This window comes from Shewanella sp. TC10, assembly GCF_009663145.1.
GTDB lineage: Bacteria > Pseudomonadota > Gammaproteobacteria > Enterobacterales > Shewanellaceae > Shewanella.
The window spans coordinates 35,928-58,166 of the sequence record NZ_VKHR01000003.1; the positions used below are offsets into that span (position 1 = coordinate 35,928).

Consider the following 22,239-nt stretch of genomic DNA (forward strand, 5'->3'; position numbering starts at 1 on the left):
GGGAGACTCAAGCTAAATAGATTCAAGATAAGCGACAGTTTCAATCCCTTGCTTTATATCACTAAAAATTAGTTTAGCACTGCAGCAATGGCCGTTTAATACTGCGTGTTGTCGAACCAAATGAATAAAGCTGACAATATCGATTGGCTGTTGGCTTATTTCTAGTTGGGGTAAATCTGCCGTTGGTTGTGAGCCATGAACTAATGTTGGCTGTAAAACTGGTTCAATAACAATATCAAAGGTTACGCCTGCACTGTCTAGTAACTGATCGCGGTGCTCACTTATGTGTGGTTGTAGGCAGCAAAACTCTAGCCAGTCTCTTTCACTGGCTAAGTAAATCAGTTCTTCACTGTCTTGTTGCTTAATGATTGCTGGCCAACAAATCGTCTGCATGGGAACCGTCACTTCTACATTTAATGTGCAAATTTCAATTCGCTTGAGTTAATTCATTTGAGTTAAGTCACTTGTACTTAAACATCAAGAGTTAACTTTTAGCGGCTAGTGACTACCGTAATCAAAACTGATTTCATTGTGAAGGTTTTTAATATGGCAGGGGCCATGTTCTCTTTGGGTGCGATTTTGAGCTGGACCGATATGTATTTCAACATTGGCAAAAATATGCTTTTCAGCTTGGATGAAGTTTTTGCTGTAGTAACCTTCGGCTTCTTGTTGCAGTTGCTTGCACTCAGATTCTGCTTTAGCGCGATTGTTAGCCACTTCTTTCTTTTCATCAAGCATCATTTTAACTTGCTCTATCATCCCTGCATCAGTTTGCCACTCAGCTTTAGGAGGAAGCTTTCTTAACCTTGCTTCGATGTCGAGACCAGCCACGACTAATTGTTTTGCTCTTGCATCACACGCTTTCACTTCAGCTCTTAACTCTGCTTGGTGCATAGCACAATAGAGCTCAGTTTTAGTGCCTGCTGTTGCGCCAAAAGCGACAGCTTTAATGCCTTTTTTAGCGGTTGCTCGTCCTCCAACAAGATCGCCTCGTTTAGCGTTGGGATCACTGACGGTAATAACGTTATCGGAATGAGAGTGACTATGAAGCAATTGTTTGGTGACTAAGATATCGCTATGGGCAGTTAAGTTTGAATACTGCACAAACTGAGCACAAATTTGTCCTTTAGCGGTAATATGATTACTGAGTTCGTGTTCTTTTATCTGTCTGCCAATAATGCCTTTGCTGACAATTACATCTCCTTCGGCTTCAAGCGTAGCTGATTCTACAAACCCCATTACAGTAATGTCACCACTGCTTTTAACTTTCATACCTTCATGGACATCACCACTGATTAAAATACTGCCCTCAAAATCAACATGACCATATTTAACATCAACATCTTTGATTTGCAGTACATCATCGACTTGCATCCCTTTGCGGTTTTCGACAGGTTGACCTGCAACAGTGGCAATGAGCTGGTTTGGGTCGTCAGCCGATAGTTCAGTGCCATTACCTGCTTGCATAGACAGATCTTTTCCTTCAACTTGAAGAATGGCTTCGCCGTGAACATTGTAACCAGCTGTACCTGAAGTCGCAGGGGTTTTAACCATCAGCACGTCGCCTGGTTTTACCATGATCATGGCACCGAGGTTACGCATATCTACGGAGCCATCTTCACGTTCTTGCGGCTGTAATAATCGCTCTCGGGCAAGAGGTACTTTGCGGCTTAAGGTGGCATTTATACCGTTAATCGGTAATTTACCGATCGCGATGGGACTCTGGCAGCTTTCACCAGGCGGTAGAGTTTCTAATTGTTGAATCAAAGATTGGATTTTGGGTTTGCTTAAGCCCATTTTTACTTTATGTGATTTAAGTGCATTGAGGATCATGGGAAGTGAAGGGTCATTACCACCCCAAGCTGATTCTAATGTCATGGAGGCTGACATTTTATCTTCACTTATTTCAACGATGACTTTGCCGTCTGCTCGCTCCGCGATGATAAAATACAGCTCATGCTTACCATTATCTTGGCCGCTGAGGGCGTTGATCTCAGCGACGGCTTTGTGAATGTTGTGCTGTAAAGGACGTAACATTGCAAATTCGGGTTGTGTCAGTAGTTTGCTGACATCATCTTCCGATACTGGTCCATGAGTATTTGGAATAACACGAAACTCAACTTGAGTTTGGTTTTCGTTAAAAACCGCTAAGCTCCAATCCAACATAAAATCCCTTATTATCATGGCCAATATTTTGTTTGGCCAATGCGCCTTTTTGGCGTTTCTTATTATTAACTAATAAAATGTAGCGGGTTTTTATGATAAAAACTAGTCAATTATTTGTTGTTTCATGACTAATTGACAGATTGCGTGATGAAGCTCACCAAGTGTTAATGCTTTGTTAGTTATGGAAAAAGTATAACTTGTACTTATTGTTTTCTGCAGGAACGTTAACCTGACCAAATTCTGCCGCTATTGTGTCAGCATAAGGCAGATTTCTATTGGCAACAATTTGCCATACTCCTTTATTTGTCAAACTGTTAGCACTCGATTTTACGAAGTCTTTAGCGATTTGGGTGGTGGCCGCTAACCCGTCATGAAATGGTGGATTTGATATGATGCCATCAAATTTACCTGATATCTGTTTAAAACCATCAGAAGCATAAACGTTAGCTGTCATGCTATTAGCGTCAAGCGTTAGCTCACAGGCTTTTAATGCCATTGCATTTATATCGATACAATCAATATTCAAGCTTGGGTTAGCTTTAAGCATTGCAGCGCTGATAACACCCGCTCCACAACCAAAATCGAGCACTCTGCCAGATAGTTCAGGTAAGTGGGATAGTAATAACTCAGTACCTTGATCAAGTTTTTTCTCGCTGAAAACACCGACGAGATTACAAATCGTAATATCACCTTGGGGTGTGCTTAGCTGATACTGGCTTACCCAGTCCTTAATGTTGAATTCAGGCGCTGTTTGAATTAATTCGGCAACAAAAAGTAAGCAGTGGCGGGCATTGTCACGTTTTAAAGCGGTTGAGTAATAGCTTGGTAAAAGTTTAGCTAATGACTTAACTCCACCTTTATTTTCACCAATAACGATTAACGTGCCCCCAACAGATAAATGCTTTGCGGCAAGCTGAAAAAGATAAGGTGCAAGAGCTTTTGCTTTAGGGAAGTATATGACAGCGGTGTCGAAAGTTTGTCTTTGAGCATCACTTGGTAACTCATGGCCAAAGTAGCTTTGCAGGTTAGGCTTGGAGTGTTTTGCTAATAACTGATGATGATTAAAGTCTAGAGCTAATGCGGTCACTGATGACGCTTCACCTAACAGTTCAGTGGCTAAAGTATCTGCTTCATGATTTAAAATCAGTACATGCTGATTTTCGAAAAATTGAATATTACGTTGCAGAACTTGAGAAGTGTTGGTGAGCACAGAATCGACCTTAAAGAGTTTAGTCACTAGTTATCGGCGGATTATAGCAAATAACTACTGGGCAGTTCATCTTGTTACTAAAACAATGGCGCAGGCCAATAAAAAAGAGCAACTCAAATCACCTTTAGTGATCTGGCTGCTCTTATGAATGAGTAAATGTTTAAAGCTAATTTTTAGCTTAAGACTCTCATTGAAATGACTTAATTAACAGCTTTAGGTAATAAGCTCATCATTTTAGTTGCGATTTCAGTATTATCTTGATGGCCACTGAATAAACGAGAGCCTGGACCAGCTGCAAAAACTTGTACATCCTCTGCCGTGTGTCCGACAGATGTCCAGCCTGTGTTAGTGCGAATATCGATAATATGCAATATAGACTTATAAAGTTGTTTTTGTCCCTGCATTCTAGCGGCATCTAAACTGGCACGCTCTTCAGTGGTGGCTTCAAAGCCAATCAGCTGATTAAAGCGCTCTTGCCAATTATCGACAGCAATGAGTTCTTCAGAAATAGTTTGTGGTGATGCTTTGATGTTATGCAACATCGTCGGAGTCCAGATATATTCGCCATGTGCGCCAATAGATAGTCCGCCAGTGTTATGATCGGCTGTTACGACCATCAGGGTATCGTTACGCTCGCGAACAAACTGCTCTACCACTTCAATCGCATTTGCAAACTCGTCCATTTCACCCATAGCTGTGGCAATATCATTTGAATGACCAGCCCAGTCAATAAGGCTACCTTCAACCATTAAAACAAAGCCTTGTTCATTCTGCGATAACAACTCAAGAGACTTTTTGGTGAGCGTACTGAGTTTATAGCCTTCTTGATCGTCTAATACCCAAGGAAGTTGAACGTCAGCAAATAAACCTAATACTTTAGGTTCGGTGATTCCATCTAACTGTTCAAACTCGGTGATGTGTTGATAACCTTTTGCGGTAAACTCACTAAGCAGTTCATTAGAAAAGTACTTTTGTCCGCCACCTAAAATCACGTCTGCATCTGAGTCTAAATAACCTTCAGCAATCTGAACGTAATTTCGACGATGCTCATTATGAGCCAGAAATGCCGCAGGCGTTGCATGGTTAACTTGGCAACTCACAGCAACACCAGTAGAAAGGCCTACTTGTTTAGCCATTTCCATAATGGTGGTCAGTGGTTGTTTGTCTAAATCAACAGCAATGGCGCTGTTATACGTTTTGAAACCGGTCGAAAGTGCAGTCGCTGATGCAGCTGAATCGGTTACATAACCGCTGACTGGAGCTGGATAAGTGCTCGACATACCTACCAATAAACGGTCGAATACTGTTTGCTCGATTTCTTCAGTTTCTGGGTTGTTTTTGTAATAACGATAAGCGGTTGTGTATGACGGACCCATTCCATCACCAATCATGATAATCATATTTTTGGGTTTTGATGGCGCAGATGAAATCTTAACTTTCTTACTGGCAACATTAGTAATAGGCGCAACAATATTGGCCGGTAAAGTTGCAGGTTCGGCCTCAATATTAGCGGCTTGATCAGATGCTTCAATGATAGAAGAATCGGAAACACTTGATACTTGTACTTGGATCTGCTGAGCGGTTTGCTGTGTTTGCGGCGCTGTATTTGCTATCAATTCATCATTGGCAAAACTGCTATGAGAAAAGCACAGTGTTATCCCGAGTATTAGGCTCAGTGTTGTTTTTATTTGCATGGTTAATCCTGAAAGTACAAAAGGGGTCAAGGTTCAATCACTCAGCCTATCAAACCATGATAGGCTGAATTAAAGATTAAGCTTGTTTGTTAATTCTTACTTCAATGGCATCCATTAGCATGCCAGTGATATCCACATCGTATGCCGCTTCAATTTCTTTAATACAGGTTGGGCTAGTTACGTTAATTTCAGTGAGTTTGTCACCGATAACATCTAAACCGACAAAAATCAGTCCACGCTTTTTAAGCTCGGGACCTAATGTACGGGCAATATGCATGTCACTTTCTGACAGTGGCTGTGGAACACCACTGCCGCCAGCAGCCAAGTTACCTCGTGTTTCACCTTTCATTGGAATACGTGCCAATGAATAAGGAACGGGTTCACCATCAACCACTAAAATGCGTTTATCACCTTGTTTAATTTCAGGGATAAAGCCTTGCGCCATCGCGTAACGAGTACCGTGTTCGGTTAGCGTTTCTAATATGACGCCAATATTTGGATCATCTTGCTTCACTCGGAAGATAGAGGCGCCGCCCATACCATCAAGTGGCTTAAGAATGATATCGCCTTTATCTGCTAAGAAAGCGCGAATACGTTTTGCATCACGAGTCACTACGGCTTCTGGCGTAAATTCTGGGAACCAAGCAGTAAATAATTTTTCATTAGCGTCGCGTAGGCTTTGTGGCTTATTGACGATCAGTACGCCTTCTTCTTCAGCTCGCTCAAGCATGTAAGTTGCATAGATAAATTCAGTATCAAATGGCGGATCTTTTCGCATTAATATCACGTCTAAATCAGCGAGTGGGGTATCAATGCTTTCGCCTAACTCGAACCATTTGCTAGCATTATCTTCAACAGTTAACGAGCGCATGTTTGCCATCGGCTTACCATTAACCATGGCAAGATCTTGCATTTCCATGTAATACAGTTCGTAACCGCGTGATTGAGCTGCCATTAACATTGCAAAGCTAGAGTCTTTTTTAATGTTAATGTCGCTGATTGGATCCATTACTATGCCGAGCTTGATCATACTTTTATCCTTATTTTCTCAATGCTTATACCCATGTTACCTCAAGATGCTTTGTCAGGCACAAGCTCGGATAACAATGCAAGGCGTAAGCTGAGGTAATTGTTATTCACTTTTCAAAGCTTACAACGTAGCAGTGGTTTTCGAGCTTGCGCCCCGTAGGGCAAGGCAAATAGCACCAATCTGCGTTGTTATAAAATATCGATGTAGAAAAACTATACTTCAATTTTATGCCTAGCATCTTGGCACTATTTGCCTTGCTGACTTTGCATCTTGAAGTATCATGGGTATATATTATTAACCGATATCACCGAATCGCAATTGCAATGCCGTTATCGCGGTTAGTGAAGCTGTTTCTGTACGCAGTACACGTGGCCCAAGTAATACGTCGGTGAAGAGGTGCGTCTCTGTCATCGCTATCTCTTCTTCAGATAGACCGCCTTCAGGGCCAATTAATAGCCGTACTTTGGTATTTTCTAACGATAAACCATTAATGCCGTGCGCTGCACGAGGATGCAGGTTTAACTTTAACGCCTCAGTTTGCTCTGCGCACCACTGGCTTAAGTTCATTGCAGGCCTAACGGTTGGCACAAAACTTCGACCTGATTGCTCGCAAGCACTGATGACAATTTTTTGCCATTGGCTAATTTTCTTTTCTAAACGTTCGCCACTGAGTTTAACGCCACAACGGTCTGAAAATAATGGTGTAATTGTTGTTACACCTAATTCGACAGACTTTTGAATGGTGAAGTCCATTCTGTCACCGCGTGAAATAACTTGGCCTAAATGCAAGTCTAGCGGCGATTCAGATAGCTTTTCCGTTTTATCGATTATCTCAACCGAGACATTTTTTTTATTGGCACTGATGATCGATGCGAGATAATCAAAACCATCACCATTGAATAGGGTGATGTTTTCACCTTCATTCATACGTAAAACACGGCCTATATGTGCCGCGCCATCTTCATCTAATTTTACTTGTTGATTAACAGTAAGTTCATTGATTGGTTGGTAAATTCTTGGAACGCGCATTTTAGGTCCTTAATCAATGAGGCCGAGATTCTGACATTGGTTTAAGACAAAATTATTATGATTGCCTTGGTTTTTTGCAACAATTTGATCGCGTAGACATTCTACGTGATCGACAGGATATGTTTTATTCCATGCTTCAAACAGCTTTTGTTGATTTGAGGCAATGGAAAGACCGTACGTTTGTTGCATATAAAAATAGGTTCTAGCAATCGCACCACGGCTTTGTTTCGGCGGTTGGGCTTTACGGCCTTTAAAGTCGACTACCATAGCACACTGACCATATTGAGTAGCTGTGCCATTCCATTCACTGAAACGATAGTTACTTCTGTCACCGTTAACTTCACCAACAGTAGGGGTGAGATTATGTAAATCTGCTTCCATCTTTTTAAATTCTGGGCTGGTTCTGCCGCAATTTTTACGACCACCGTCTTGCCAACACTGTAATTGATGACCAAATTCCCAAGCGGGTACCACATGCTCCCACTCAATTCTGTTCGCTCGTGGGATTTGCTTGCGAACTTGATAACCGCAACTTTCTAAATCAGGCTTCCATTGTTTACCAATGACATTGATATCACAACCGCAATAAAAGCTGCTCATAGGTAATGAGGTGCTATATATCTTTTGCGCTATTTTCTTGGCACTTCTAAAACTTGATGGATGCTGAGCTGCTTGAACACTCACAGCTGTTAATACAATCACTATTGCTAATAAAAATAGCACAATGACTTGATAACGGTTTTTAACTTTCCGGCTAGACACTATAAACCCTAACTTCAATCAATACGGCACAGACTATACGGGTTGGTATCGCCTGATATTTGTGACGGATGGTAAGGGATTGAAACTAGGGATGCAATGGCAAGCTTACATCGAAAAAGCTATTTATTATGCTTTGGTGGCTAGTACTTGAGCACAGTTTTTACAGCGATACTGGGTTTGATTCCTTAATACTTTATTATGCCGGCGAATCGATAGCATCACTGGGCCACAATCGCAGAAATATTCAAATTGCTTACCGGAGACTGACTGAGTATTAAGTTGATGTGTGGTGTCTGCGGGCACATTGAAAACATCTTGCATAATACGTTGCCATTCGAGTCCATGTGGCTTCACTCGACCATATAGTTGAAAGCTCAGTAAGTGACTAATTTCGTGGGGGACGACTTGCTCAATAAATTCTGCAGTATTTTCTTCAAGCAGTATCGGGTTAAAACGTAGCTTATTCACTTGTAAGTGAGCTGTTCCCGCGCTTTTTCCTCGTAGGGTAAACTGCACAATAGGGCGAGTAAATTGACGCTTTAATAATCCTTCAGCTTGATGATAATCAGCTTCAATCTTTTGCAGCACTTGTTGTTGTGCTTCTGTTTTAGGTAAGCAACTCGTGACAGAATTGCCTGTTTGGGCTGGGCGTGCAATTGAACTCGGGTCAAAAGCTGCTTTAGCTTTTATCTGAGTTTGGCGACTGAAAAGTGATTTGAACATAGAAGGTGTCTTGCACGTTTATTAACTGACAATAATGGATGAGAATTTAAGTTTAGCTGATTGAGTATAGTATTTTGACTAGGGTCTGTTGATCTTGCAAGGTTGTTTTTGCAGCGAGTTGTTGGCCATTTAAACAAGGCAGAGACTTTGTAGTGTAGTTATTCTACATAAAAAGTCGATAACGCAGTAAAAATGGCCAACAAACTCTGCCCAAAGGGGTCGATTAAAACGCTTTTTTTCGAACAAAACTTAACAGGCAAAGATCTACAGGCCCTAAGTTTACCGCAATCAAAGTCAGTGATTGCGGTAACCTTTTAAGAGGGTTTATCAGTCAGCTGCTGCTAGTTTCACCATTTCAACGATTTGCTCAACAATGGCCCATTCTGTATCAGCATCATAACCACCGACTCTTGGAGTATGGATATGCCCCACAGGGATATCACGGTTGAATTGCTGTTTAAGCAAAATACTTCGATAAGAAATCTCATTTGAAAGATAGCCACCACCAGAACCTTCTACTGAGGTTTCATTGGCTAACTCATAAATAGATTTAGCATCAAATTGGCCACGGCTAACGGTCGTCACTTGATGGTTATCATTGACTTTCCATTGGCCTTCTACCTTTTGCATTGCGCTCACAGGTAGTGAGAACTCGACGAATTCTGGTCCATTTAAGGTGCCGCCATTAAATAGTGGTGCCTTAGGTGTTGTTTTATTCGCGCCAGTGTAAACATTTAAGTTATCTGGCGCTGCCGCACTTCGGCCGCGAGCAGGGAAACGTTCGATGTCAAAGTCATCACGCCCCATGCTGACAGTGAAAATCATATCGATGCTGTTATCTCGATACATTGGGGTGAGTAAAGATTCAATCATGCCATCATCAAAGTCAGCAAATCTGACTGGGATCATCACTGTTTCGATTTGTGCTTGTTGACCATTAACATCAAACGTCATTCCATCGAGGGCTAAAGCGGTTAATCCTGATGGGTTACTTTGGGTAATGTCTTTATCTAAAAAGAATGGGTCAAAACCCGTTAGCAAAATCTTGATTCTAGACTCTGGTTTGAAATGAATGTCACTTAATCCACGAGATGACTTTTCGAATGCTTTGACTAGTATATCGCGTTGCCAAGGGACGATGTTATAGCCTGCATCAGCGGTTTTTAAGGTTTTGCGCATGGCTAATCGGCTCCAATATAAAGCGCGATCATCATAGTTTCCTGCTTTAACATCAGCGACGGCTTGTTGCCAAAGCTTTGTCCCTTGAGATGCCACCATTTGAGTAATGGCCAGTTCATCGGTTGATGCACTCAGTTGGCTGTCTAATTGACTATTGAGGTTGTCGAAACGATTAGCCACATCTGCCATGACATCCATCACTTGAGGTAAACGCAACTCCTCCACATCTAAATGACTAGATTCATTTTGCGCATAAGCAGAGCTGCTAACGAGTAATACTGCAGCAACTAAACTGCTGGTCATTAAGGGCTTGAACATGGCTATTCCTTTAGAATGTCTTTGTTATTGTTTTAATTTACCACGGCTTTGATGCTAATTCATTATTGATTGCAGAGACTCTTGGCTACTGTAGCGTTTAGCAAAGAAGTCTAAGAATGCACTGATATTATTAGCTAGCTGTTTACGGCTTGAGTAGACCCCGTAAACTTTAAATGACTCCATAGGCCATTCTTGTAATATTGGGACTAAACTGCCTGCGGCAAGTTCTTGTTTACAGCTGTTATTAGATAACATTGCAATACCAAAATCATCTTGTGCTAGCCTTTTCACCATACTGGCGCTGTTAACCCTGACTTTTCGCTTGAAGCTTGCCATGGTTTTGCGACTGCCTTTACCGACTGGCCATATCGGTGCGGATAAACTGGTGCCTAATAAAATACCGCTGTGGTCAGCTAATTCTTGTGGGGTTGCTGGAGTACCCGACTTTTTGAGATATCCAGGACTTGCGACTAAAATAGGTTGGCGCTCGAATAGCAGTTTGGCTACTAAGTCAGAAGATTCTAGTGGCCCATATTTAATCGCGATGTCATATCCTTCGCCTACAAGGCCAACATTGCTGTCGGTAAATTGCACATCGAGTTCGATATTAGGATAAAGACGCATGAAGCTACTGCATAAGTTAGCGATCACTTCTTGGGAGAATGAGACTGGTATGGCCACTCGCAGTGAACCTGAAATATCGCTATGGGTATTTTCAATAATGGCTTTTGCCGCATCGATTTCTTGACTGATAGAGTCACAGTGCTGGTAGAATAATGAGCCAACTTGAGTGAGGCTTAAATTACGGGTATCACGTTGCAGTAACCGTACACCAAGCTGCTCTTCTAGCTGAGCGACCTTGCGACTAATGGTTGATTTTGGTTGTCCGATGTCTCGGGCTGCTTGGGAAAAACCTTTCGCTCTAACTACTGCTGCAAACAGCATCATACCGTTTAAATCAGGCACCTTAGCCTCACTGTCTCAAAAATGGAACAAAGCGTCTCCGATAGTTTAATGGTAATTTGACAGGGAACAAAGTTATATTTACCGTCTAAAAATTTTAGAGGCTATATAAGCAGAGGATCTTTTGATGACTAGCAAAAAGCAGCCCGTAAACAAGACAACAGCTCAAGCGGCTGATCCGCTATTTTTACAAGCGGAACATTTAGCTAAAGACTTTTCTTTATTTCCTGCTCATAGCAAGCAATCTTTAGCTGAAGAAATTAAAGGATTGTTGTCTGAAGATGCAATCCAATCAAACTTAAAAGAGTTAGCGACATTAGATGTCGATACCTACGTAAGCAAAGTCATTCAACCGACTCAAGACAAAAACCGCCCAAGTGCAAAACGTGTTATTGCTGATTTGAAAGGTAAGTTAATTGCTGAAAATCATCTAGGTTCGTTTTACAGTGCTGAAATCGAATTAAATTTTGGTTCTCGTACTCGCCGTGTTGGTTTTATTGCTCAAGAAAGAACCACAGGTAATGGCGCGTGGATGCCTGAGCATCACTTAGCTGCATGTAAAGCAATCCGTCACTTCTCAGAACTATCAATGCCAATCGTTTACTTAATTGATACTCCTGGTGCCGATGCGGGTGAAGTGGCTAACAGCCAAAACCAAGCGCATACCATTTCTAAAGCGATTGCTGAAAGTGCCAATGTTGACGTACCGACAGTGGGTATCGTTATTGGCGCTGGTTATTCTGGCGGTGCGATTCCATTAGCTGCTGCGAATATCTTACTTTCATTACGCGATGGTATTTTCAATACGATTCAGCCACAAGGTTTGCAATCTATCGCGCGTAAGTACAACTTATCTTGGCAAGAATGTGCTAAGTCAGTGGGTGTTTCTCCTGAAGAGTTACTTACTGCAGGTTGTATCGACGGTATCGTTGACTTCTCTCCATACGATAAAGATGAGCGTCAGCATAATTTACGACGCGCCATCATCAGTAGTATCGAAGCGGTAGAAACTGCTGCCATTAATTTCGTACGTGAATCAGAAGACTTACGTGAGCATTACGATCGTAGTTTGACCCGTTACTTAGACCCATCTAAGAACTTAGTGGCGTTAGAGAATAACCAAGGCTTGGCCGTTGCTAGCAGCCCAACCATGCACCACAACTTATTTGGTAGTGCATACCGTTATTTACGTTATCTAACACTGCGTAGCCGTATTCATTCAATTTCTGTTGAACAGTACGGTCGTTTATCAAAAGTAAGTGTGCCTGAAGGTGACTTACTTGAGCGTATCCAACAAGAGCAAGACAGTGTCTTCCAAGCTTGGTTATCAACACCTGATAAACTCGTTTACGATGAAGAATTGAATAAGCTTTGGGGCACGTTCGATAGTAAGCGTAATGAAATCTCTACTGAGCGTAACGTGATTACACGTTTCATTTTAGGTGAGCCAAAAGAGAACTATAAGAAAGCCCGTAAGGCATTATTGTTCAACATTGGTTGGTCTTTATACCACCGCTGGAAGAGTAACGCAGCTAACAATTTCAAAGGCTTAATTAAGCATCTTGAATCACTGCCGGCATCTAAAACCCAAGCACCTTGGCCTGAATTAAACCAGTTAACAGTACTTGATATTGTGGTTAATGATGAGCTTCGTGAAGACTTCATTTGGCAATGTCATAACGTCCTTATCTTTAATGCGTTATACGACAACGTAGTACAGAACTTAGCATCGATTTCGAAAGAAGCGATGATGTCTAAGAGCCTTTCGCGTGAGTCAGTAGACAAGTTATTGCATACCTCTATTGATATTGCACTTTCAAAAAATGATGACGCTAATGATAAAGCTAAGTTCTACAAATGGCTTAAATTCTTCATGGACCAATCTAACCGTGCTGAATTGCTAACACGTGTAGAGCAATGGAAGAGTGTGGGTAACCCACAGCTCAATGACAGCTTGTTCGTTATCTTGACCTACTTCTTTGAGCGTTTACTGCCTGAATACTTCGACAGTGAAGAAGACCAAAGTAAATACACAGGTGCTATTAACCCTGTACGTATTGGTCGTCGTAAAGATTTCTGGAACCGTCTAACCATGGGTTACCAAGATCTGCTTATCCAAAAAGTACTTCGCGATGAAAAACGCCAAGGAAAAATGGGTTGGGAGAATGTCATTGGTAAGTTCTTCAGCGAATTTGAAGAGTTAAATGGCGACAAAATGTCAGCTAACTTACTTAACTTCCCAGGTTTCCGTTTATCAATTGAAGATGCATTAGATAAAGGTATTCGCCCTTGTGGTTTGATTACTGGTGTTGCGGATTTCGAACATGGTGATAGTAAACACCGCGTTGGTGTTGCTGTTTCAAACATCGCTTTCCAAGCGGGTGCATTCGATATGGCAAGTGCTGAAAAATTCAGTGCGCTATTGATTGAATGTGCTAAACGTAAACTGCCAGTGGTATGTTTCATCAGCTCTGGTGGTATGCAGACCAAAGAAGGTGCAGCAGCACTATTCTCAATGGCTGTGGTAAACGACCGTATCACCCGTTTTGTCCGTGATAACGAGTTACCAGTGTTGATGTTCGGTTTTGGTGATTGTACAGGTGGTGCACAAGCAAGTTTCGTGACCCATCCATTAGTGCAGACTTACTACCTATCGGGTACTAACATGCCGTTTGCTGGTCAAATGGTTGTTCCTGCGTATTTACCATCAACAGCGACGTTATCGAATTACTTATCGAAAGTCCCTGGCGCAATGACTGGCTTAGTACACAACCCGTTCAGCGACACATTGGATAGCCATTTATCAAGCATTGACCCATTAATGCCGCTACCAACGCTGCATGCTAATGAGATTATCGCTAAAGCATTATCAAGCTTAGTGCCTGAAGTTAAAGCCATTGAAGAGAAGATTGTTCAGGACGATCCTCGTGAGCTTATGAAGCCTATTGATAAAGTGTTAGTACATGCTCGTGGTTGTACAGCAGTTAAATTGATCCGTAAGGCCCACGACAACAAGATTAACGTCGTACTTGTGGCATCAGATCCTGATATGACTTCAGTTCCTGCTGACATGCTTAAAGTAAACGATAAGCTGGTTTGTATTGGTGGTAATACATCTGACGAAAGTTACTTGAATGCTTACTCAGTACTGAAAGTCGCTGATTACGAAAACGTTGATGCGCTTCACCCAGGTATTGGCTTCTTATCAGAAAGCCCGCAGTTTGCTGCATTATGTGTTAACAATGGCGTTAACTTTGTCGGCCCAAGCGTGCATTCAATGACGACTATGGGTAACAAGTCGAATGCGATTAAGACGTCACAAGATCAAAATGTTCCAGTTGTACCTGGTTCACACGGTATTTTGACTAACGCAGAACAAGCGGTGAACGTTGCACTTGAAATTGGTTACCCAGTATTGCTTAAAGCAGTACAAGGTGGTGGCGGTAAAGGTATTCAAGTGGTCACTAAGCCTGAAGACATGATTGGTTTATTCCAAAAAACATCTACTGAAGCTGCAGCAGCATTTGGTAATGGTGACTTGTACTTAGAGAAGTACGTTACTTCACTACGTCACATCGAAGTACAGTTATTACGTGATAAATTCGGTAACACCAAAGTATTGGGTATTCGTGACTGTTCAGTGCAACGTAACAACCAGAAAGTGATTGAAGAATCTGGTTCTACTATGTTGCCTGAAGAGCTGAAACAACGTGTACTCGAATACACTCGTGACTTAGGTGATGCGACTGATTACATGGGCGCTGGTACCGTTGAGTTTATTTACAACCTTGATGCTAACGAAGTCTACTTCATGGAAATGAATACACGTCTTCAAGTTGAGCATCCAGTAACCGAAGCGACTTCAGGTATCGATATTGTCAGTGCGCAGTTTGATATTGCTGCGGGTCGTTCAATTGAAGATCTAGAGCCAGTTGAACAAGGTTACGCAATGGAAGTACGTGTAACAGCTGAAAAAGCCGCGCTTGATAGCGATGGTGTGTTGCAGTTATTACCTAACCCAGGAATGATCACTGAGTGCATCATGCCAGAAGGTGAGGGTATTGAAATTATCTCTATCGCTGAAACTGGCAAAGAAGTATCGCCATACTACGATAGCTTGATCGCGCAAATCATTATTCGCGGTGAGTCACGTGAAGATGTTGTGACTAAGATGTCAGCTTACCTTGATAACGTCGTGATCAAAGGTATCGCAACTAACATTCCATTATTGAAGCTTATCCTTAAGGATGCGACGTTCAATGAAGGCGTATACGATACTAACTACTTACCACGCTTAATGGCTGAATTAGACGTACCTGCATTGGTTGCGGAAATGGAAGCGGCGGCTGAAACAGTAGGCTTAGATACTGAATCACTGCGTGTCGCTGAAAGTAACGAGCTTAAAGTATTAGCACAAGGTGCGGGTATCTTCTATACCTCACCAGCGCCAGGTGAGCCAGACTTCGTTAAAGAAGGTGACATCATTACTGTTGATCAGACTTTAGCGCTTACAGAAGCGATGAAGATGTTCTCACAGGTAACCTTGGCCGGATTTAACCGTCAAAATGCTGTGCTGTACCCAGAGGACCAGAAATACCGAATTGAGCGTATTCTGAATGGTAATGGCCAGCAGGTTTCTCAAGGAGATTTACTGTTTGTTATTTTACCTATTGATGCTGAGTAACAATCAAATAGCGTTGTAGCCATGCTATAGCGCTAATTAATTGTTTGATTAAATCCTCAGTTGAAAAACTGGGGATTTTTTATCGCTATGCGAGATTGAACTCGACACAAATTAACGTAATTAAGATTGAATGAATTGATACAAATTCGCTTTTTTGTTGCCGATTGCAGAAAAAATGTCTTACTCAACCTAATCGTCATAAAAAATACACGATTTGGGACTGAAAAATTAAGTTGTTTGAAAAATAAACAATAACTTTTATTTTATTGTTTTATTTAGGAATAATGAAATTAAAGGCAATTTTTTTTTGCAAAATGTGATAAATTTTGCAAGTCCTATTTGCGCATTTGAAGGTTCCCACTTACAATATGCGCCTTAAATAACCAGATGTGCGGTGTGTCTAGCTTTTTTACATACTCCGTTTACCTCTTAACTAATCATTAAAGTTGAATCATGACCGAATTATCCAAATACAGAAACATTGGTATCTTCGCTCACGTTGACGCGGGTAAAACCACGACCACCGAGCGTATCCTTAAGCTAACCGGTAAGATCCACAAGATCGGTGAAGTACATGATGGTGAATCTACTACTGACTTCATGGAACAGGAAGCTGAGCGCGGTATTACTATTCAGTCTGCAGCAGTAAGCTGTTTCTGGAATGACCACCGTTTTAACGTTATCGACACTCCAGGCCACGTTGACTTCACAGTTGAAGTATATCGTTCGCTTAAAGTTCTAGATGGCGGTGTAGGTGTATTCTGTGGTTCTGGTGGTGTTGAGCCTCAGTCAGAAACTAACTGGCGTTATGCTAACGAATCAGAAGTTGCTCGTATCATCTTCGTAAACAAATTAGACCGTATGGGTGCTGATTTCTTACGCGTTGTTAAGCAAACTCAAGACGTTCTAGCTGCTAACCCATTGGTTATGGTTTTACCGATTGGTATCGAAGACGAATTTACTGGTGTAGTTGACCTTCTAACTCGCAAAGCGTGGATTTGGGATGAAACTGGCCAAGCAGAGAACTACAAGATCGAAGACGTTCCAGCTGATATGGTAGACATGGTAGAAGAATACCGTGAAATGCTAATCGAAACTGCTGTTGAGCAAGACGACGATCTAATGGAAGCTTACATGGAAGGCGAAGAGCCATCTATGGAAGACATTAAGCGTTGTATCCGCATGGGTACTCGTACAATGGCATTCTTCCCAACTTACTGTGGTTCTGCTTTCAAAAACAAAGGTATGCAGCTTCTTCTTGATGCTGTTGTTGACTACCTACCTAACCCAGTTGAAGTTGATCCTCAGCCTCTTACTGATGAAGAAGGTAATGAAACAGGCGAACACGCTTTAGTTTCTGTTGACGAGCCATTCAAAGCTTTAGCATTCAAAATCATGGATGACCGCTTTGGTGCACTAACTTTCGTACGTATCTACTCAGGTAAGATCAAGAAAGGTGACACCATCCTTAACTCTGCTACAGGTAAAACTGAGCGTGTTGGTCGTATGGTTGAGATGCAAGCAGATGAGCGTAACGAATTAGATTCAGCTCAAGCTGGTGACATCATCGCTATCGTTGGTATGAAGAATGTTCAAACTGGTCACACTTTATGTGATGTTAAACATCCTTGTACTCTTGAAGCAATGGTATTCCCAGAGCCAGTTATCTCTATCGCTGTAGCACCTAAAGATAAAGGTGGTTCAGAGAAAATGGGTATCGCTATCGGTAAAATGATTGCAGAAGATCCATCTTTCCGCGTAGAAACTGACGAAGATTCAGGCGAAACCATCCTTAAAGGTATGGGTGAGCTTCACTTAGACATTAAAGTAGACATCCTTAAGCGTACTTACGGTGTTGACTTAATTGTTGGTGAGCCTCAAGTTGCTTACCGTGAAACTATCACTAAAGTTACAGAAGATAGCTACACGCATAAGAAACAGTCTGGTGGTTCTGGTCAGTTTGGTAAGATTGACTACGTTATCAAACCAGGTGAGCAAAACACTGGTTTCACTTTCAGCTCTTCAGTTGTTGGTGGTAACGTACCTAAAGAATTCTGGCCTGCAGTTGAGAAAGGTTTCGCTAGCATGATGAACACCGGTACTGTTGCTGGTTTCCCTGTGTTAGACGTTGAACTAGAACTTACTGATGGTGCTTTCCACGCAGTTGATTCGTCAGCTATCGCGTTCGAAATCGCTGCTAAAGGCGCATTCCGTCAGTCTATGCCTAAAGCCGGTGCACAACTTCTTGAGCCTATCATGAACGTTGACGTATTCAGCCCAGAAGACAACGTAGGTGACGTAATTGGTGACCTTAACCGTCGTCGTGGTATGATTAAAGACCAAATGGCTGGTGTTACTGGTGTTCGTATTAAAGCTGACGTACCGTTATCAGAAATGTTCGGTTACATCGGTTCACTACGTACTATGACATCTGGTCGTGGCCAATTCTCTATGGAATTCGCTCACTACGCACCATGTCCAAACAGTGTTGCTGAAAAAGTAATTGCTGAAGTTAAAGAGCGTGAAGCTAAGAAGTAATTCTTAACTAATACCCTTTAATTAAAAACCGCTGCCTTTGCAGCGGTTTTTTTATGGTTATTTACTCAGAAGGTGTGTTTGATTTTTGAATAAATAAAAAGCTATGAGCACCAAAGGTACTCATAGCTATTTTTAACCTACATGATGATTAACCCATTTTCACAGTTTTTACTATTCGGGTATATAAGTACTATGCAGGCATATCTGCATTCATTACTTTGACCCATGCAGCGATAAAGTCGTGTACAAACTTCTCTCTACTGTCGTCTTGTGCATAAACTTCTGCGTAAGCACGTAGGATAGAGTTTGAACCAAAAACTAAATCTGCACGTGTTGCGGTCCATTTAATATTACCCGTTGCACGTTCAACAATCTCGTAAGAGTTACAACCAGTTGGTTTCCAGCTGTAGTTCATGTCTGTTAAGTTTACAAAGAAATCGTTAGTTAGTGCACCTAGGTTATCGGTAAACTGACCAAATGCTTCACCAGCGTAGTTAGTGCCTAATACACGCAGACCACCAACTAATACTGTCATTTCACAAGCCGTTAAACCAAGTAATTGAGCACGATCTAACATCATCTCTTCAGGAGTTACTGTGTAGTGTTGCTTCTGCCAGTTACGGAAACCATCTGCTAAAGGCTCAAGCACAGAGAATGAATCTTCATCTGTCATCTCAGCAGTTGCATCACCACGACCAGTTATAAATGGAACGCTTGCTTCAACACCAGCGGCTTTTGCAGCTTGCTCGACCCCCAGGTTACCCGCAAGTACTATTACGTCTGCTACACTCACACCCGCATCGGCTGCAATTGGCTCAAGCACAGATAATACTTTATTTAAACGGGTTGGCTCGTTACCTACCCAGCTGTTTTGTGGCGCAAGACGAATACGTGCTCCATTTGCCCCACCACGCTTGTCTGAACCACGGTAAGTACGCGCACTATCCCATGCAGTTGTTACCATTTCACTGATGGATAAGCCACTGTCAGCAAGACGTGCTTTCACTGCTTCAACATCGTAACCCGCTGGACCTGCAGGGATTGGATCTTGCCAAATGAGGTCTTCTGTTGGTACGTCTGGGCCAAAGTAGCCTGCTTTAGGTCCCATATCTCGGTGAGTTAATTTGAACCATGCACGCGCGAACACTTCTTCAAAGTAAGCTGGATCTTGGTAGAACCTTTTAGAAATTTTACGGTACTCAGGATCGACTTTTAATGCCATATCAGCATCGGTCATCATTGGGTTATGACGAATGCTGTCATCTTCAACGTCAACGGGCTTGTCTTCTTCAGCAATCTCAATGGGCTCCCATTGTGTTGCTCCAGCTGGACTTTGCGTTAAAGTCCATTCGTGGTTTAACAGCATATCGAAGTAACCACCTTTTGCTGTATTCCATTTCATTGGGAAGGTTGTCCAAGCACCTTCAATACCACTTGTTACTGTATCACGACCGATACCACGAGATTTATGGTTGTTCCAACCTAAACCTTGCTCTTCGATTTCAGCACCTTCAGGTGCTTCACCTAGATTAGCTGCATCACCGTTACCGTGTGCTTTACCAACTGTGTGCCCGCCAGCAGTTAATGCTACAGTTTCTTCATCATTCATACTCATACGCGCAAAAGTCACGCGCATATCTTCAGCTGTTTTCTGAGGGTTAGAAACACCGTCTACACCTTCAGGGTTTACATAGATAAGCCCCATCATTACAGCTGCAAGTGGGTTTTCTAAATCACGCTCACCTGAGTAACGACTACCTTCGCCACCACTTGGTGCTAACCATTCTTTCTCAGAACCCCAGTATGTATCTTTCTCTGGATGCCAGATATCTATACGACCAAAACTAAAACCAAAAGTTTTAAAGCCCATTGATTCATAAGCCATGGTGCCCGCTAAAATCATTAAGTCAGCCCAGCTAACTTTATTACCATATTTCTTTTTAAGCGGCCAAAGAAGACGACGTGCTTTATCTAAGTTACCGTTATCAGGCCATGAGTTTAGTGGTGCAAAACGCATGTTACCTGTACCTGCGCCCCCACGCCCGTCTGCGTTACGGTAGCTACCAGCTGAGTGCCATGCCAAGCGAATCATTAAACCACCATAGTGCCCCCAGTCTGCAGGCCACCAATCTTGGCTGTCTGTCAACAAAGCTTTCATGTCAGATTTTAGTGTTTCAACATCTAGGCTTTGTAGTGCTTCGCGATAATTAAACGAATCACCTAACGGGTTAGTCTTACTATCATGTTGGTGCAGAATATCGAGGTTAAGTGCCTTAGGCCACCATTCCATGTTAGACGTGCTGCTTTGTGTTGCTCCACCGTGCATTACTGGGCATTTACCTTTAGTCATCGGTTAATCTCCTTTATTTATAAAATAATTTTGCAAACCACTCTCAACCTTAATGTTTAAAGTGTTGAGTATTTCTTCGTTGATTTAAAATTACTCCGTGCAGTCGCTTTGTTTGCACACTACATATCCTAGAAAAATAAACAGTTGTTAACTCATTTCTATATATGAACCGCCATGTGTTCCATGAGCGTTGTTCTTCTTATTAAAATCCCATTGATTGATACGTTTGCTTATATGAATAATTAAGTGAATAACGATCCATTTTAAGAAGATTGATATCTGGTTGTTGTGTTGACCATGAATGTAGCAGTTGATGCTACTTCAATTTTTAAAACCGACTTGTGATGTTGGTCAAACTTTATTTGCCGATTTAACGAACACTTATTTTAGGTCAAGAATTGTAAATTTGATGTTTTTATTAACAACTAGGTGATAGAGAGTTAAGGTTTACTCTTTTGATTTGTGTGGTAACTGAATGTAAGTTGGGGAAAATAAGCCTTCAGCTAGATATCGTTTGGGCTTTTGTCTGTTGAGAAAAAATCGGGTTAAATCATATAAGTAAAAACAAAAGTATCAAGGAAGGCTGATGATTAACGTAAGGCGTTTTACCATAAACGACATAAAGCCTTTGTGGCAGCTAAAGCTTAACACCATCCATAATGTTAATAGTCAGCACTATTCGTTAGCTGAGGTAACTGCATGGGCTCCTCATGAATACAATGAAGAGGCTTGGGTACAAAGAGTGACAAAAATTGATCCGTTTGTGGCTGAAGTTAATGGTGTTATTGGAGGTTTTGCTGATCTTCAAGATGACGGTTATATCGATCATTTTTACTGCAGCGCAGATTTTCAAAGACAAGGTGTAGGAAAAGCATTAATGCAAGCCATCTTCAATAAGGCTGCAAAATTAAAGCTTAACAGTTTGTATGCTGAAGTGAGTATTACCGCAAAACCCTTTTTCAGCCGATATGGCTTTGTGGAAGAACAGGCCCAAAGTGTGGAGGTAAGAGGTCAGAAAATTAATAACTTTGTGATGCGTAAATTACTTGGCTGATGCTTGAAGCAAGAAGCAAGAAGCAAGAAGCAAGAAGCAAGAAATAAAAATGCCACTGTCAAAAGACGGTGGCATTTTATTTCTATAAATAGCAACTTAATAAAGCTTAGTTGGTATGTGTATTCTCAACAATCGCTTGTTTGTTGTCTGCTTGTGCCACATGACATTGCACACAGAAGTAGTATTTATCATCAAATGCGCCATCAGCTTTGACGTGAGATTTATCAACAGGTGTCGCTTTCATACGCGCTGCTTTCTCAGTGCTGTGACAGGTTAAACAACCATTCTTCTTAGCTGTAATTTTATATGAGTCTCTGTGCGGGATGAGCGGTGGCATATGCACAAAATCTCTTGCTAAAGCAGTACCACGGCTTGGGTAAGTCGCTTTAGCATCTGCGGGCATTGTTGCGGTAATGGCTACATCGCCAGCGAGTGATTTAACAGTTACTGGAGCTGCTGTTTCTGGTGTTTGTTGACCTGAGCATGCGCTAAGACTGAGCACTATCGCAGCAAGGCTGAGTATTTTCTTCATGGTTTAC

Annotated in this window: 15 protein-coding genes; 3 read left to right on the forward strand and 12 right to left on the reverse strand. The window is 41.8% G+C overall.

Annotated elements, in window-relative coordinates:
* Positions 1-12: 12 nt before the first annotated feature.
* The 10 genes from FNZ24_RS01505 to FNZ24_RS01550 form a co-directional block, all read right to left on the reverse strand.
* Entirely contained in the window at positions 13-393 is a 381-nt protein-coding gene (locus FNZ24_RS01505) for a DUF4144 family protein (RefSeq protein WP_153912661.1), read from the reverse strand.
* Positions 394-498: 105 nt separating this feature from the next.
* Positions 499-2,166: a DUF342 domain-containing protein gene (locus FNZ24_RS01510; RefSeq protein WP_153912662.1), complete on the reverse strand. Its 1,668-nt coding sequence runs from the start codon at positions 2,164-2,166 to the stop codon at positions 499-501.
* 175 nt (positions 2,167-2,341) lie between these two features.
* Positions 2,342-3,376: a methyltransferase gene (locus FNZ24_RS01515; RefSeq protein WP_153912663.1), complete on the reverse strand. Its 1,035-nt coding sequence runs from the start codon at positions 3,374-3,376 to the stop codon at positions 2,342-2,344.
* Positions 3,377-3,576: 200 nt separating this feature from the next.
* Positions 3,577-5,070, reverse strand: coding sequence for an alkaline phosphatase (locus tag FNZ24_RS01520; RefSeq protein WP_228768336.1), 1,494 nt, complete (start codon positions 5,068-5,070; stop codon positions 3,577-3,579).
* Positions 5,071-5,146: 76 nt separating this feature from the next.
* Positions 5,147-6,100: a glutathione synthase gene (gene gshB / locus FNZ24_RS01525; RefSeq protein ID WP_153912664.1), complete on the reverse strand. Its 954-nt coding sequence runs from the start codon at positions 6,098-6,100 to the stop codon at positions 5,147-5,149.
* A 294-nt stretch (positions 6,101-6,394) separates the two neighbouring features.
* Complete coding sequence (rsmE, locus tag FNZ24_RS01530; RefSeq protein ID WP_153912665.1) at positions 6,395-7,129, reverse strand: 16S rRNA (uracil(1498)-N(3))-methyltransferase; 735 nt, start codon at positions 7,127-7,129, stop codon at positions 6,395-6,397.
* Positions 7,130-7,138: 9 nt separating this feature from the next.
* Positions 7,139-7,852, reverse strand: a complete 714-nt coding sequence (locus tag FNZ24_RS01535; RefSeq protein ID WP_324187464.1) for an endonuclease — start codon at positions 7,850-7,852, stop codon at positions 7,139-7,141.
* Between the two features lie 165 nt (positions 7,853-8,017).
* Positions 8,018-8,614: a SprT family zinc-dependent metalloprotease gene (locus tag FNZ24_RS01540; protein WP_153912666.1), complete on the reverse strand. Its 597-nt coding sequence runs from the start codon at positions 8,612-8,614 to the stop codon at positions 8,018-8,020.
* Positions 8,615-8,941: 327 nt separating this feature from the next.
* Positions 8,942-10,111 carry a hypothetical protein gene (locus FNZ24_RS01545; RefSeq protein ID WP_153912667.1) on the reverse strand — a complete coding sequence of 390 codons (1,170 nt, stop codon included), beginning with the start codon at positions 10,109-10,111 and terminating at the stop codon, positions 8,942-8,944.
* A 54-nt stretch (positions 10,112-10,165) separates the two neighbouring features.
* Positions 10,166-11,077, reverse strand: coding sequence for a LysR family transcriptional regulator (locus FNZ24_RS01550; RefSeq protein WP_153912668.1), 912 nt, complete (start codon positions 11,075-11,077; stop codon positions 10,166-10,168).
* A gap of 124 nt (positions 11,078-11,201) precedes the next feature.
* Between FNZ24_RS01550 and FNZ24_RS01555 the strand changes: the two genes are divergently transcribed.
* Together FNZ24_RS01555 and fusA are read left to right on the forward strand one after the other, a co-directional pair.
* The gene (locus FNZ24_RS01555) at positions 11,202-15,758 is read left to right on the forward strand and encodes a biotin carboxylase N-terminal domain-containing protein (protein WP_153912669.1); all 4,557 of its coding nucleotides are present in this window, start codon (positions 11,202-11,204) and stop codon (positions 15,756-15,758) included.
* 453 nt (positions 15,759-16,211) lie between these two features.
* Positions 16,212-18,296, forward strand: coding sequence for an elongation factor G (gene fusA, locus FNZ24_RS01560; protein ID WP_153912670.1), 2,085 nt, complete (start codon positions 16,212-16,214; stop codon positions 18,294-18,296).
* A 190-nt stretch (positions 18,297-18,486) separates the two neighbouring features.
* Here the strand turns inward: fusA and katG are convergent, their stop codons facing one another.
* Positions 18,487-20,646, reverse strand: a complete 2,160-nt coding sequence (gene katG / locus FNZ24_RS01565) for a catalase/peroxidase HPI (RefSeq protein WP_153912671.1) — start codon at positions 20,644-20,646, stop codon at positions 18,487-18,489.
* Positions 20,647-21,232: 586 nt separating this feature from the next.
* Here katG and FNZ24_RS01570 point away from each other — a divergent pair.
* Complete coding sequence (locus tag FNZ24_RS01570) at positions 21,233-21,700, forward strand: GNAT family N-acetyltransferase (RefSeq protein WP_153912672.1); 468 nt, start codon at positions 21,233-21,235, stop codon at positions 21,698-21,700.
* A 106-nt stretch (positions 21,701-21,806) separates the two neighbouring features.
* Here the strand turns inward: FNZ24_RS01570 and FNZ24_RS01575 are convergent, their stop codons facing one another.
* Positions 21,807-22,232, reverse strand: coding sequence for a nitrate reductase cytochrome c-type subunit (locus tag FNZ24_RS01575; protein ID WP_153912673.1), 426 nt, complete (start codon positions 22,230-22,232; stop codon positions 21,807-21,809).
* Positions 22,233-22,239 lie beyond the last annotated feature (7 nt).